Below are 13,720 nucleotides of genomic sequence, written 5' to 3' on the forward strand. Positions count from 1 at the left end.
GAGGTTTTTTTTACCTGCGGCTCTCTTTAACGGCATTTCGCCGTCTTTTGCTGAAGATAAGCTTACGTTTACGGCGGGTGCCTGATGCGTTAGTTAGCCGCCAAATACCAGTCTGGCGCTCTGCGCACCGGCATATTCTGTCGTAAACTGTTTCGCCTCCTGCGCGGTTTTCACCACATAAGCGTAATTAGAGGAAGGCGTCCACTTGCTCGGCGGCGACGTTTTATTCGGCAGCGCCGGATAACTTCCGCTGTCGGTAAAGGTTCCGGTGCCTTTATCATCAAGCATGCCATTTTTTTCGCTTCCGGCACCAAAGTAATTCGCTTCGGAAACAATTTTTGCCCCGGTGGCAATAGTGAACCCCAGCGCGAAGTTATTAATATAGTTGTTGTAGAAATGAAAGTAACCGTACCTGGCCAGGCCGGGCGCACGGGTATAAACATTTTCAAAATGGCAGTGGCAGACGGTCAAATGCGGAAAGCCGTCATAACCCGTCTGGTCATCAGCCGGCCAGCCAAAAATCAAGCCATAGCGATGATTCTTAAACAGGCAGTTACTGACGGTCGCCCAGTCGGCTTTCGCGCCAATATACAGCAGCTTATCCGTGCTGTGGTCACTGTCGGCCCACTCATGACCTTCCCAGGTAACGTGGTCGATCCAGTATTTATTACCATGGCTGAGATAGAGCTGAATATCATCGTTTTGGTTAATCTCACGGCTGTGCTGCAATACCAGATTCTGAAAAATAATATTCCCGGAGGCTTCCGTGCTGCGGAAATGAATATTATTAAGCGTGCGGTTTTCATACGAGCCAACGAGGGTTTTATTTGCCCCCAAATAAACTTTTGTCAGGCTGTCTGCCCGAATATTACGGTTTAACACCACCACGCGCGGCGTTGTATCCTCCAGCGCCTTCTGCAACTGATCCAACGTTTCAACATAGACTACTGAACCTGCCCATCCACCGGTCACACCTTGTGCTTTAGCAAAACCGCTAATGCCCGCTAATTTGCTATCCGGATAACTCATATTACTCTCCTTTCATTAATGGCCCCTAAGGGGGATCTCCCTTAAGTTATAGCCCTAACGGTAGAGAGCAGGCCAGTTATTTCCCGCTTAATTGATTAATTTGACTTAACTAATTAAACGCGACCCCGCAGGGTCGCCGATCAGGATGAAATGTCATCCATCGCCTGCTGGATACGCTTCTCCGAGACCGGATACGGCGTTCCCAGCTGCTGAGCAAAGTAGCTTACGCGCAGCTCTTCAATCATCCAGCGGACGTCTTTCACTTCCTCATCATCGCGCCGGACTTCAGGTAATTTGTTGTACCAGCTGCTCCAGGCCTGCTGAATTTTTTCAACCTTCAGCATTCTGGCGCGATCGCTGTGGGGATCCACCGGCAGCTTTTCGAGACGTCGCTCGATGGCGTGCAGATATCTCAGCGTATCAGAGAGCCTTTTCCAGCCATTTTGCGTCACGAAACCGCGGTAGACCAGGCCACCCATCTGCGCCTTGATATCCGAGAGCGCCAGGGCCATGGTCATATCCACCCTTCCCTTAAGCTTTTTGTTAATGGTAAAGACGGAGGTCAGGATCTGTTCAACCTTGCTGGCGATATCCACCACCGTATCATTCAGCCCGGCGCGTACCCGCTCATGAAGCTGGCTGAAGGCCTCTTCCTGCCAGGTCGGACCGCCGAACTCCGCAATCAGCCGGTCAACGCCGCAGGAAATGCAGTCGTCAATCAGCTCCAGCACTTTACCGTAGGGGTTGAAGTAGAGTCCCAGCTTGGCTTTGTTGGGCAGTTTCTCATGCAGGTATTTCACCGGCGAAGGGATATTGAGCAGCAGCAGCCTGCGCTGACCTCGCCACATCGCCTTCTGCTGGGCATGCTGGCTGTCAAAAAGACGAATGCCGACGCTCTCCTTTTCATCCACCAGCGCTGGCCAGGCTTTCACGCTGTAGCTGCCGCGTTTCTGCTCGAAGTGGTCCGGCAGGTTGCCGAAGCTCCAGCTTTGCAAACCGCTCTGCTCCAGTCCGTCATCCGCCACGTCCGCCAGCGTTTCCTGGACCTTGCCCTTCAGCGCATCCTTAAGCTGCGTCAGGCTTCGCCCTTCACCCAGCTTACGATTTTTTTCATCGACCACCCGAAAGGTGATTTTCAGATGATCGGGTACCTGGTCCCACTGCCAGGCCTCACGATCGATGGTTATACCGCTCATGCGGCGAAATTCGCGCTCCAGCGATTCCAGCAGCGGTAACGCCTGCGGGGTGGCACGTCCCATAAACGCATCGGCGTAGTTAGGGGCAGGAACAAAATTTCGCCGCACCGGTTTCGGGAGCGACTTGATCAGCGCCACCACCAGCTCGCGTCGCAGACCGGGGATCTGCCACTCGAAGCCCGCCTCTGTGACCTGATTAAGCAGCGGCAGCGGAATATGCACCGTCACGCCGTCGGCCTCCTGGCCTGGCTCAAACTGATAGGTCAGCCGCAGGCGAAGATCACCCTGCTGCCAGATATCGGGATAGTCCAGCTGGCTGACGCCGTCGGCGCCCTCCTTCACCAGCATCTCCCTGACGAAATTTAGCCGCTCGGGTTCTTCCCGGCTGGCCTGCTTCCACCAGCTGTCGAAGTGGCGCGCAGAGACAATATCATGGGGGATACGGCCGTCGTAAAACGCATAGAGCGTTTCATCATCTACCAGAATATCGCGGCGACGCGATTTGTGTTCCAGCTCTTCCACCTCCTCGCGCAGCCGCAGATTAGCCCGGAAGAAAGTATGGCGCGTCTGCCAGTCGCCCTCGACCAGCGCATGGCGAATAAACAGCTCACGCGACAGCACGGGATCGATCGGGCCATAGTTGACCTTGCGCGCGGCAACAATCGGCAGTCCGTAAAGGGTAACCTTTTCGCTGGCCATCACCGCGCCCTGGGCCTTCTCCCAGTGCGGCTCGCTGTAGCTGCGTTTGATCAGATGCCCGGCGACCGGCTCAATCCACTCCGGCTCAATGCGCGCCGCAATGCGTCCCCACAGGCGGCTGGTCTCAACCAGTTCTGCCACCATGGTCCACTTCGGCGGTTTTTTAAATAATCCCGACCCCGGAAAGATGGCAAAGCGGGCATTACGCGCGCCGGTATACTCCTGTTTGTCCGCATCCTTCTGCCCCAGATGCGAGAGCAGCCCGGTGAGTAGCGCGGTGTGAACGCTGCGAAAATCACCCGGCTCGGTGTTGAGCGGGATCCCCTGCTCGCGCACAACCTGACGCAGCTGGGTATAGATATCCTGCCATTCACGTACGCGCAGGTAGTTGAGATAGTCGGTCCTGCACAGGCGTCGGAACTGGCTGGAACCCAGCGCCTTTTGCTGCTCCTGAAGGTAGTCCCACAGGTTTACAAAGGAGAGGAAGTCAGAATCCTTGTCGGCAAAGCGACGATGTTTTTCATCGGAGGCCTGCTGCTTATCAACCGGCCTTTCGCGCGGATCCTGAATGGATAACGCCGAGGCGATGATCATCACTTCGCGGGTACAGCCGTAGCGCTGCGCTTCCAGCACCATTTTTGCCAGCCGGGGATCGACCGGTAGCTGCGCCAGTGAGCGGCCTGATGAGGTCAGCTTATAGTGCTGATTTTCGTTCTGGGTAATTGCCCCCAGCTCTTCAAGCAGTTTGACGCCATCCTGAATATTGCGTTTGTCGGGCGCTTCCACAAACGGGAAGGCGCCGATATCGCCAAGCCCGAGCGCGGTCATTTGCAAAATAACGGATGCCAGGTTGGTGCGCAAAATTTCCGGGTCGGTAAAAGCCGGACGGCTGAGGAAATCATCTTCCGAATAGAGTCGGATGCAGACCCCTTCCGACACGCGACCGCAGCGGCCCATACGCTGGTTTGCCGAGGCCTGCGAAACCGGCTCAATCGGCAGCCGCTGTACTTTCGTGCGAAAGCTGTAGCGACTGATGCGGGCGGTACCGGGATCGATAACGTATTTGATCCCCGGCACGGTCAGCGAGGTTTCAGCGACGTTGGTCGCCAGTACGATCCGCCGTCCGGTGTGCGACTGAAAGACCCGGTTCTGCTCGGCGTTAGATAAGCGGGCAAAAAGCGGCAGGATTTCCGTATGCGGCAGATCGCGCCGGTTCAGCGCATCCGCCGTGTCGCGAATTTCACGCTCGCCGCTCATAAAGATCAGAATATCTCCGCGGCTCAGCTGGCCCAGTTCATCGACGGCATCAAAAATCGCCTGTAGCTGGTCCCGCTCGGTGTCTTCTGCGTCCTCAACGATGGGCCGGTAGCGCACCTCAACCGGCCAGGTGCGGCCCGTAACCTCGATTACCGGTGCATTATGGAAGTGTCGCGAGAAGCGCTGAGGATCGATGGTGGCCGAGGTGATGATGACTTTCAGATCCGGACGCTTAGGCAGTAATTCGCGCAGGTAGCCCAGCAGGAAGTCAATATTCAGGCTGCGCTCGTGCGCCTCATCAATAATGATGGTGTCATACTGCATCAGCAGCCGGTCCTGCTGTACTTCCGCCAGCAGGATCCCGTCGGTCATCAGCTTGACCTGAGTCGTGTCGCTGACCTTGTCGTTAAAACGAACCTTATACCCAATACAGCCGCCCAGCGTGGTTTCCAGCTCGTCGGCAATACGGTCGGCGACGGTACGTGCCGCCAGGCGACGCGGCTGAGTATGACCAATCAGGCCGGTGATGCCCCTGCCCAGTTCCATACAGATTTTGGGGAGCTGGGTGGTTTTACCCGATCCCGTTTCACCCGCGACAATCACTACCTGATGATGACGGATGGCTTCTGCAATTTCGTCCTTTTTCTGACTGACCGGCAGATCTTCCGGGTAACGAATAGCAGGCGTCGCCGCGCGTCGCTGGGCGATTTTCTGTTCAGCCTGGGTGATTTCAGCATCCAGCGCGTCGGCTAAGGCCTGCTGAGCGCTGGCCTCTTTCATTTTTTTTGCGCCGTTGAAGCGCTTTTGCAGACGCTGGCGATCGCGCAGCATTAGCGAATCGAGTCGCGGCAGCAGAAGTGCCAGCGCTGACTGAGGATTTTCTGACATAGGATTTACACGCTCATTCTGTTGCCGTTGAACCGGTCAACAGCGGACTAATCAGGATAAAAATTTTGCGTAGTGTAGCACAGACAGACACTTAGCCATTGTCCGTGCGTGGTTTGCTTGTTCAGTAATTTCGAACGTTGACCTCAGAATATTGCACTATCCCTGAGGGAGGTTTGTCCATAGAGTGTATGTCATTGAGCGGAAGGTGTTCCGCGTATCACACAGGAAATTATCATGAGCAATGTATTAGTACTGAAATCCAGTATTCTCGCCGGTTATTCTCAGTCTAACCAGTTGGCCGATCATTTCGTTGAAGAGTGGAAAGCCGCGCACGGTAGCGACACTATTACCATTCGCGACCTCGCTGCGAATCCAATCCCGGTGCTGGATGGCGAGCTGGTCGGTGCGCTGCGTCCTTCCGATGCTGCACTGACCCCGCGCCAGCAGGAAGCGCTGTCTTTGTCTGACGAGTTGATTGCCGAGCTGAAAGCGCATGACACCATTGTTATTGCAGCACCGATGTATAATTTCAATATTCCTACTCAGTTAAAAAACTATTTCGACCTGGTTGCCCGCGCGGGCGTGACGTTCCGCTATAGCGAGAATGGTCCTGAAGGCCTGGTGACAGGTAAGAAGGTGGTGGTTATTTCCAGCCGTGGCGGCATCCACAAGGATACCCCTAGCGATTTGCTTACGCCTTATCTGAAGCTGTTCCTTGGTTTCCTGGGCATGTCCGACGTGAAGTTTGTTTTCGCCGAGGGGATTGCATATGGTCCGGAAGTGGCAACTAAAGCCACGACTGACGCGAAAGCCGTGCTGGAAGAGCTGGTGACCGCATAATTTTTGTTTATGCTGTTGCGGTGACCGATATAGCCCGGTGGACAATTCCCGTGTCCACCGGGCTTTTTCTTTAGGGGTAGTCTTCTGTTCGGCTGGGGGTATGTCAGTTGTGCAGGCTGGAATTTCTGCTGTGTCGGTGGATAATCCCTGCGGTTAACGTTGGGTTGTGGCGGCTGGAATTCCTGCTGTGTCGGTGGATAATCCCTGCGGTTAACGTTGGGTTGTGGCGGCTGGAATTCCTGCTGTGCCGGTGGATAATCCCTGCGGTTAACGTTGGGTTGTGCAGGCTGGAATTTCTGCTGTGTCGGTGGATAATCCCTGCGGTTAACGTTGGGTTGTGGCGGCTGGAATTCCTGCTGTGCCGGTGGATAATCCCTGCGGTTAACGTTGGGTTGTGGCGGCTGGAATTCCTGCTGTGCCGGTGGATAATCCCTGCGGTTAACGTTGGGTTGTGGCGGCTGGAATTTCTGCTGTGTCGGTGGATAATCCCTGTGGTTAACGTTGGGTTGTGGCGGCTGGAATTCCTGCTGTGCCGGTGGATAATCCCTGCGGTTGCCGGGCGTCCTCGCGCCACGCTCCGCGTGGTGCCTTTGGCTCCGACTCCGGGCCGGACGGCCTGGTCGCGAGCGGGCATCCCTGCCCGCCGCTCCCTGAGTGCAGCATCCCTGCTGCCCTCGCCTGGCCCTCCGTCTGCGCCGCAGCGCTGCGGATTGCCCGTCACCCGCAGGGATTATCCACCTCTCAGGCTGCTGAGCTGCTTTAAGTAAAACCGTTTATCTGTCCGAAGGCTTCTGAGCTGCTTCCAGTAAAAACTTTTAGCTCTCCGCCTGTACGTGAGTGCTTTCAATAAAACCGCTTGTCTATCCGCTGGCATTTGAGGTGCTTTCAGTAAAACCGCTTGTCTATCCGCAGTTATCATCAGCACGACGTCCAGTTAAGCCCTAATAACATTCAGGCTTTTGAGCTGTAGCAATGCTCATCCATTTTCTTATTTGCAGAGTTCTTTCTTTTAAAACTTGCCGAAAGATCTTGTGTAACCCCCGAAACCGCCGTTACCCGCAGCCAACACAATGTAAATGGAGCCGGCGGGTGGGGCCCGGTGACAGGCATCCCGCAGCGCTGAGCGCAGAGAGGAAGACCCGGATGGGCCAGCAGGGATGCTGGCACAAGGGCATGCCGGGACAGGGATGTCCCGTCATGCCCGGTCCGAAAGGTCGACGAGGGGAGCGAAGGCAACGCGCAACGCGCGGCGCGAGGACCGCCAGGCACCGGGCCCCATCCGTTGGCGACGGCACCAGACTTAAGCCAGCCAGGCACAATCCGTAGGCGACAGCACCAGGCCTTTAGCCAGCCAGGCACAATCCGCTGGCAACAACACTGAGCCTTTAACGCACTGTGCACAACCCCCAGGCTATGGCCCTGAGGCTTTGGCAATGAGGTTGTCTTATTTGCAGAGTTCTCTTTGCTTTAAACCTGCCAAAGAATCGCCTGTAACCCCCGAAACCGCCGTTACCCGCAGCCAACACAATGTAAATGGAGCCGGCGGGTGGGGCCCGGTGACAGGCATCCCGCAGCGCTGAGCGCAGAGAGGAAGACCCGGATGGGCCAGCAGGGATGCTGGCACAAGGGCATGTCGGGACAGGGATGTCACGTCATGCCCGGTCCGAAAGGTCGACGAGCGGAGCGAAGGAACCGTGCGAAGCGCGGCGCGAGGACCGCCAGGCACCGGGCCCCATCCGTTGGCGAATGCAACAGGCCTTTAGTTAACCAGGCCCCATTGGCGATGGCTCTGAGCCTTTACCGGGCAAGGCACCATCCGCTGGCGACGGCACCAGACTTTAGCCAGCCGGGCACAATCCGCTGGCGACGGCACCAAACCTTTAGCCAGCCGGACAACACCCATCGACGATATGCTCCAGTCACCACCGGAATGGCACACGATTAAGGTGTTTTCTGTAGCCACTGCCCGTTAATCCCACGAACATATTCGCCCGCAGCGGCCCTGTCGACCAGCTTCATCCCGGCAATACGGGCAACCTCTTCCGTCGTCAGACCATTTTGCCGGGCCAGCATCAGATATTGCTGACTGCGCCCCTGATTGATACGCTCAACCAGTGCCAGCGTATCCGCATCCTGAGCTCGAGGTGCGATATAGCCGGACAGCGTCTCACCTACCCGACCCTGCTGACGCCCCTCGCTCAACGTCAGTGCCATAACCGCCGTCGGCAGCAATAGCAGGCAAATCAGCATAGTTCTTAACCTGCCCATCATGCCCCCCTCAAAATAAATCACTCTGATTTTTTAACAGTGCCTCAACGTCTTTATCTACCTTGATATGGATCTCATGCTCAATTTTGACGTTCATATTGATGGTAATCGGCTCTTTTGGTGCAGCGATCTCAATACGGGGCGTACAGCCGCTAAGCAGTAGCGCAGCGGCGGGCATCAGCAGGCTAATGCGTTTCATCAGATTTTTCCTTGTGCTTCGGCAGTGTGGCGTTATCTTCCAGCCATGACTGCACGTTATCGCCAAAGCGCAAACTGCGCCAGAGCTGAAACAGGTTTTCCTGCTGCGTATAGTTAAGCGACACGCGCTGATTTTTATCGCTAAAACGACTGGTACCGTTAACCTGCGCCCTGAAGGTCATCATCCCGAGGTTATCCAGATCCAGCGTGGCCCAGCTGCGTGAAATTTCCATATAACGTAACCAGTTCATCGCCGCACCTGCCGCTATATTGTTGTTGGAAATTGTATCCGCAAAGTCCTTATCCATCCGGACCGTCAGCGGACCGCTATTGGCAATCCAGCCGTCCTTAATCAGCCAGCGGGGATGACTCAGCCACAGCGGCAGCGCGCCATTGATATGCCCGGACATCGCAATCTGTTTCGGCTTTATCGCCGTGACCAGCTCGCTGACGCTGATATTTTTAATGCGCAGCGTCGCGGCTTCATGCTGCGGCATCTGCAAACTCTCCATACGCAGCGTCCCCCCCAGAATATCCATACCGACGTTACTCAGGCGCAGCGGCTGCTCTTCACTCCAGGGGTAGCCGCCCTGGAGATCGGCAGTGATATTTTGCAGGGTAAACTGATTTTTAATCGCTTTGATACGAAGAGAGACCGGTCCTTTTGCGCCGAAATACCAGCGATCGACCTTCAGTCTGAACGGCAGGGAGAAATCGACGCCGCTGATGTCGTTATCCGGCAGTGAAACGCTCCCGTTGCTCACCACCCAGTGACCGCCCGCCTCCAGGCCGCTGTCGCTGGCAGCGGAAAAGGCCACCTGCGCCCTGAGGGTGCCGGAGCGGATCTTCATTTTCAGGTCGTTACTCAGCAGCGGCTGGAAAACCGTAAGAGGCTGCGTTGGCCACCAGGCCTGACCGCGCAGATGCGCACCATCCCAGCGGCCCTGCAAGCGCACCGGGCCAATTGCCTGCGCCTGAAGCGTGCCGCGATAGAGAAAAAAGGCCGGATCGCGCCCGCTGACGTTAAGCGCCAGCGTGGCGGGCGGCAGGTAACCGCCGTCGCCAAACAGCGTCTGCCGGGCGGTCAGGCTGAGCGCACCATCAAAAGAGGGTTTAGCCCGATCCCAGCGCAGCGGCGAGGTTAAGGTTAGTCTGGGCGCGTGAACGTTGACGCCGCCATAACGGATCCGATCGAAGCCGGTGGAGAGTGACGTCAGTTCAATCAGCGTCTCCTGCCAGCGCCCATTTCCGTTCACATCCCAACTGGCCGACAGCGGTACCATTTTGCCGTTGCCCCAGTAGCGCCACTGCCACAGGCCTTTATCCGGCCAGAAGTCCGTCGCGCGGCCATCCAGATGCAGTCTGAACCGCCCCATTTGCGGATCGTGGGCGCTAAGGATCGCCTGTAAACGCCCATCCACTCCCGCTGAAGATAGGGTGACCCCGGCCAGCGGCCAGCGTGCCTCGTCAACCTCCAGCGTCGGGAGTAGCCGCCCTCGCATGCGCAGCAGCGCACCCGGGCTGAGCCAGAGTGCGGGATCCAGCAGCGGGCCACGCACTTCACCCGGAAGACCTGCATAAAATTGCAGCTGGGCCAGCTTGCTTTCGCCAGTTATCCTGAAGGGTAACGCGCTGTTAACGAGGTCGAGGTGGCCCGGCCCGAGCGTCAGTACCACGTTGCCCTTCCCTCCGCGTCCCTGAGTCAGGACGTTCAGACGTCCGGTAATTTCCGTTGCCGCCAGCCCCTGTTGCCAGTGATTCAGGCTCAGGGCCACGCCGCCGGAAAGCGGCTGGGAAGCCCAGGGCCAGCGCCACTGTCCGTGAGTTATCTGCACGCTGTCGGCTGAAACCTGCCAGGGTAAGCTGACCAGCGGCGTCTGGTTATCCTTCGCCGTGACCAGCAATTCACCCTGCTGCTGCTGCCAGTTCAGCCTGACTGTCAGAGGATCCGGCACGCCCTGTAGCGTCAGGTTAGCGCCAAGCTGCCCCTCCTCTGGCAACGTATTGGGGATGACAGGAAGATGCAGAGTGCCTGAAAGCTGTACCGGTTCAGGAATGCCGGGGGCCTGAAAGGTCAGCGCATCGACATTCAGGCGGTTGCCTTCCAGCCTCGCCTTAAGGGACAGCGCGTCACCGCTGTAAGTGATTTGCTGGCGATCGCTATCCAGGCTAAGGCGCAACGCGCCAGCCAGATTTTGCCACGGGGCGATCGAGAAATGATCAACAGAAACCTGCGCAGAAGGCAGCATCGCCTGCCAGGCCGCCAGCGTTCGCGGCGCGGCGTCGGATTTTCCGTTGGGTAACCGATCGAAACATGCGCTGTCGATATTGACGTCTGCGGCATCGAGCAGCCAGCGACCCTTTCGCTTGCTCAACGAAACATCACGCACGTTAGCCAGCACGCACTGCCCGGCCAGATAGCGGATACCCGGCAGGGAAAGCGCGCCCTTATGCCACCCTGGCCGTCCGTCCAGCGCCACGGACGTTCCCGCCGGAAGCCAGACTCCCGCAAGCCGCGGCAGCCAGTGCGTAATGGTCAGCATCAGTCCTGCCAGCAGCAAAACGACACTCATTACTGCTGCGGTTAAAATTTTCCAGCCCCGGGTCATGGCAATATAAAGTCCGTTTATTTCGACAGGTTAAGTGAGGTAAATGATGGCACGTTAAGCCCGGATGGAGAAGTTTTTCCCCGAAAACAGGCCAGGCAGCCGTGATATTTACCGCAGCTCTGGTAAGGGTCGCAGCCTGATATCAAATCTTGTTAAGATGTCGGTTGATGAAATCCCTTCGGCATAGCAGGAGAGCAATCGTGAAAATAGCGGTGTACAGTACCAAACAGTACGACAGGAAGTATCTGGAGCAGGTTAATAAAAGCTATGGCTATGAACTGGAGTTTTTTGACTTCCTGCTCACCGAACGTACTGCTAAAAATGCCACGGGCTGCGATGGCGTTTGCATCTTTGTCAATGACGATGGGAGCCGCGCCGTGCTTGAGGAACTGGCCGGGCTGGGCGTGAAATTCGTCGCGCTGCGCTGTGCGGGCTACAATAATGTCGATCTCGACGCCGCCAACGCGCTGGGCCTGCACGTGGTTCGCGTTCCCGCTTATTCCCCGGAAGCCGTTGCTGAACACGCGGTAGGAATGATGATGACGCTTAACCGCCGTATTCATCGTGCTTATCAGCGAACCCGCGACGCTAATTTCTCACTCGAAGGGCTGATTGGCTTTAATATGCATGGCCGTACCGCCGGCGTTATCGGCACGGGTAAGATTGGCCTTGCCACGCTGCGTATTCTTAAAGGCTTCGGCATGCGCCTGCTGGCGTCCGATCCCTGGCCAAATCCGCTGGCGCTGGAGATGGGCGTGGAGTACGTGGATAACGCCACCCTGTTCCGGGAAGCAGATGTTATTTCGCTCCACTGTCCGCTAACCCCAGAAAACCACCATTTACTGAATATGTCGGCATTTGAAAAAATGAAAGATGGCGTGATGATCATTAATACCAGCCGGGGCGGGCTGATTGACTCCCAGGCGGCGATTGATGCATTGAAATTGCAGAAGATAGGCGCATTAGGCATGGATGTGTACGAAAACGAACGTGACCTGTTTTTTGAGGATAAATCCAACGACGTTATTCAGGACGATATTTTCCGCCGTCTGTCAGCCTGCCATAACGTGCTGTTCACAGGCCATCAGGCATTCCTGACGGCGGAGGCCCTGACCGGCATCTCGCAAACGACGCTGCAAAATATCAGTCAGCTGGCCGCAGGGGAGTCCTGCCCGAACGCGGTAACGGCATAAATCATTCGGCCAGCGGTTAATGGGTTATTCGCTCCGCCTGCTCCATCCCGGCTCACCGCCCCGCTTAACGCGCGCAGGTTCCGCCAGCCAGCGCGCTTTCATTACAGCGTCGTCCATTTGCCAGCTGGCACATGCCGACGGCAGAGCCATCAAGCTGACGCGAAAGGGCCAGCGTGCCACCGGCATTGGAGCAGGCGCTGGCAGCCAGATCGGACATCACGACTTTAGTGGGAACGTGGGCACTGGTTGCCTGCTGTGGCGGTTCATCATTGCTGTCGCTGCTACAGCCTGAGAGCACGAGAGATGCCCCCAGCAGCAGTAAAGTCGCTGCTTTCATTATCCACTCCGGGTTGGTATTTATGCGGTTTGTCAGCATAAGCCAGGATCGGATGTGGGTCGATAGCTGTCACGAATATTTACCATTTAATAATCTCAATAATAGCAATAGCCTGCGTTCTTATTTTATAAAAAAGGGCGTGTAACAATGAAAGATGACAATAAATCAGAAGGATAGCCTGTGTTAATGGATCTGTTATTACGTATCGCGCTGGCCGGTGCACTGGGTGGATTAATTGGGCTGGAGCGCCAGCTGCGGGCTAAAGAAGCGGGTCTGCGAACGCATATTTTAGTGGGTATCGGTAGCGCCATGTTTATGATCGTTTCTAAATATGGCTTTGATGACATCATTATGCAGGCGCATATTGGTCTGGATCCCAGCCGTATTGCCGCTCAGGTCGTCAGCGGAATGGGTTTTTTGGGCGCCGGGACTATTATTATTCAGAAGCAGATCGTTAAGGGGCTGACGACTGCCGCCGGTCTGTGGGTCACCGCCGCGATTGGACTGGTCATTGGGAGTGGTCTTTACGAAATCGGTATCTATGGCACGCTGCTGGCACTGGTGGTGCTGGAAACGTTCCGCAGAATTAGCCACTGGCTTATCGGCCGCCATCACACGCTGGTGTTTCATCTTAAACCGAAAAGCGTTCCAATGGTGCTGATTGTACTTGAGAAAGAGCGCGTCAGGACCGGTCAGGTGTCCATTGTGAATCGGGATGTCGAGACCGGACTTTGTGAGATGACGATTGACGTGACCCTGTCACGAAAAATTGCCCCACACCAGATTTATGATTCACTACTGGAAATTAAAGGCGTGCATTCGGTTGAAATGCATTAGCCGTGACGTAAAAGGGATTATCATGGCCGTTTAGTCCGGCCAAATTTGCAAGCAAACGTATGGAGAACAGAATGAGCGATAAAAATATTCTTGTTGTAGCAAAATTCACTGCCAAACCGGGCAAGGCTGATGAGCTGAAGAAAGTCCTGACGCACGGAGTGAAACCTGCCCGGGCAGAAGCGGGATGCGTTCATTACGATCTTTACCGCAGCGTTGAGGACGGTAACGTCTTCCTTTTCCACGAAACCTGGAAGAACGAAGAGGCCGTCAAAACCCACGGTGAACAGCCGCATTTCAAAACCCTGATGGCCGATGCTGAACCGCTGCTGTCAACGCCACCTGCCGTACACCGCGTGTAAAAGGCATTCT

At 56.0% G+C, this 13,720-nt stretch carries 12 protein-coding genes; 6 read left to right on the plus strand and 6 right to left on the minus strand.

The window, feature by feature from the left end; translation table 11 throughout:
• Window positions 1–93: 93 nt before the first annotated feature.
• Window positions 94–1,029, minus strand: a complete 936-nt coding sequence (locus AAGR22_RS11435; protein WP_067701677.1) for a pectate lyase — start codon at window positions 1,027–1,029, stop codon at window positions 94–96.
• Between the two features lie 140 nt (window positions 1,030–1,169).
• Window positions 1,170–5,069 (minus strand): ATP-dependent RNA helicase HrpA, encoded by a 3,900-nt coding sequence (gene hrpA, locus AAGR22_RS11440; RefSeq protein WP_345827584.1) that lies wholly within the window; start codon window positions 5,067–5,069, stop codon window positions 1,170–1,172.
• Between the two features lie 234 nt (window positions 5,070–5,303).
• On the opposite strand from hrpA, the gene AAGR22_RS11445 reads away from it, so the two are divergent.
• The 3 genes from AAGR22_RS11445 to AAGR22_RS11455 all read left to right on the plus strand — a co-directional run bounded on the left by AAGR22_RS11445 (window position 5,304) and on the right by AAGR22_RS11455 (window position 7,854).
• Window positions 5,304–5,909, plus strand: coding sequence for an FMN-dependent NADH-azoreductase (locus AAGR22_RS11445; RefSeq protein WP_345827586.1), 606 nt, complete (start codon window positions 5,304–5,306; stop codon window positions 5,907–5,909).
• 529 nt (window positions 5,910–6,438) lie between these two features.
• Window positions 6,439–6,672, plus strand: a complete 234-nt coding sequence (locus AAGR22_RS11450; protein ID WP_345827588.1) for a hypothetical protein — start codon at window positions 6,439–6,441, stop codon at window positions 6,670–6,672.
• A 1,020-nt stretch (window positions 6,673–7,692) separates the two neighbouring features.
• Window positions 7,693–7,854, plus strand: coding sequence for a hypothetical protein (locus AAGR22_RS11455; protein WP_345827590.1), 162 nt, complete (start codon window positions 7,693–7,695; stop codon window positions 7,852–7,854).
• On the opposite strand, the gene AAGR22_RS11460 is transcribed toward AAGR22_RS11455, so the two are convergent.
• Genes AAGR22_RS11460 through AAGR22_RS11470 form a run of 3 tightly spaced genes read right to left on the minus strand, consistent with a single transcriptional unit; the run spans window position 7,851 to window position 10,984 of the window.
• Window positions 7,851–8,180: a YdbL family protein gene (locus AAGR22_RS11460; RefSeq protein ID WP_345827591.1), complete on the minus strand. Its 330-nt coding sequence runs from the start codon at window positions 8,178–8,180 to the stop codon at window positions 7,851–7,853. The two genes, AAGR22_RS11455 and AAGR22_RS11460, sit on opposite strands and share 4 nt — an antisense overlap.
• A 7-nt stretch (window positions 8,181–8,187) precedes the next feature.
• Window positions 8,188–8,376: a YnbE family lipoprotein gene (locus AAGR22_RS11465; RefSeq protein ID WP_067701663.1), complete on the minus strand. Its 189-nt coding sequence runs from the start codon at window positions 8,374–8,376 to the stop codon at window positions 8,188–8,190.
• Complete coding sequence (locus AAGR22_RS11470; RefSeq protein WP_345827592.1) at window positions 8,363–10,984, minus strand: YdbH family protein; 2,622 nt, start codon at window positions 10,982–10,984, stop codon at window positions 8,363–8,365. Before AAGR22_RS11470 ends, AAGR22_RS11465 begins: the two co-directional genes overlap by 14 nt.
• A gap of 200 nt (window positions 10,985–11,184) precedes the next feature.
• On the opposite strand from AAGR22_RS11470, the gene AAGR22_RS11475 reads away from it, so the two are divergent.
• Window positions 11,185–12,177 (plus strand): 2-hydroxyacid dehydrogenase, encoded by a 993-nt coding sequence (locus AAGR22_RS11475; RefSeq protein ID WP_345827594.1) that lies wholly within the window; start codon window positions 11,185–11,187, stop codon window positions 12,175–12,177.
• A gap of 64 nt (window positions 12,178–12,241) precedes the next feature.
• Here the strand turns inward: AAGR22_RS11475 and AAGR22_RS11480 are convergent, their stop codons facing one another.
• Window positions 12,242–12,514, minus strand: a complete 273-nt coding sequence (locus AAGR22_RS11480) for a DUF333 domain-containing protein (RefSeq protein WP_067701651.1) — start codon at window positions 12,512–12,514, stop codon at window positions 12,242–12,244.
• A 180-nt stretch (window positions 12,515–12,694) separates the two neighbouring features.
• On the opposite strand from AAGR22_RS11480, the gene AAGR22_RS11485 reads away from it, so the two are divergent.
• Together AAGR22_RS11485 and AAGR22_RS11490 are read left to right on the plus strand one after the other, a co-directional pair.
• Window positions 12,695–13,351, plus strand: a complete 657-nt coding sequence (locus AAGR22_RS11485; protein ID WP_067701648.1) for an MgtC/SapB family protein — start codon at window positions 12,695–12,697, stop codon at window positions 13,349–13,351.
• Between the two features lie 71 nt (window positions 13,352–13,422).
• The gene (locus AAGR22_RS11490) at window positions 13,423–13,710 is read left to right on the plus strand and encodes a putative quinol monooxygenase (protein ID WP_067701646.1); all 288 of its coding nucleotides are present in this window, start codon (window positions 13,423–13,425) and stop codon (window positions 13,708–13,710) included.
• The last annotated feature ends 10 nt before the right edge of the window (window positions 13,711–13,720 follow it).

This window comes from Erwinia sp. HDF1-3R, from assembly GCF_039621855.1.
In the GTDB taxonomy this organism is placed as follows: Bacteria; Pseudomonadota; Gammaproteobacteria; order Enterobacterales; family Enterobacteriaceae; genus Erwinia.

Excerpts from the sequence above, each read along its gene's own strand:
- AAGR22_RS11465 (WP_067701663.1), bottom strand. The coding sequence starts at position 8,376 with ATGAAACGCATTAGCCTGCTGATGCCCGCCGCTGCGCTACTGCTTAGC.
- AAGR22_RS11455 (WP_345827590.1), top strand. The coding sequence starts at position 7,693 with ATGGCTCTGAGCCTTTACCGGGCAAGGCACCATCCGCTGGCGACGGCA.
- AAGR22_RS11490 (WP_067701646.1), top strand. The coding sequence starts at position 13,423 with ATGAGCGATAAAAATATTCTTGTTGTAGCAAAATTCACTGCCAAACCG.
- AAGR22_RS11445 (WP_345827586.1), top strand. The coding sequence starts at position 5,304 with ATGAGCAATGTATTAGTACTGAAATCCAGTATTCTCGCCGGTTATTCT.
- AAGR22_RS11470 (WP_345827592.1), bottom strand. The coding sequence starts at position 10,984 with ATGACCCGGGGCTGGAAAATTTTAACCGCAGCAGTAATGAGTGTCGTT.
- AAGR22_RS11435 (WP_067701677.1), bottom strand. The coding sequence starts at position 1,029 with ATGAGTTATCCGGATAGCAAATTAGCGGGCATTAGCGGTTTTGCTAAA.
- hrpA (WP_345827584.1), bottom strand. The coding sequence starts at position 5,069 with ATGTCAGAAAATCCTCAGTCAGCGCTGGCACTTCTGCTGCCGCGACTC.
- AAGR22_RS11480 (WP_067701651.1), bottom strand. The coding sequence starts at position 12,514 with ATGAAAGCAGCGACTTTACTGCTGCTGGGGGCATCTCTCGTGCTCTCA.
- AAGR22_RS11460 (WP_345827591.1), bottom strand. The coding sequence starts at position 8,180 with ATGATGGGCAGGTTAAGAACTATGCTGATTTGCCTGCTATTGCTGCCG.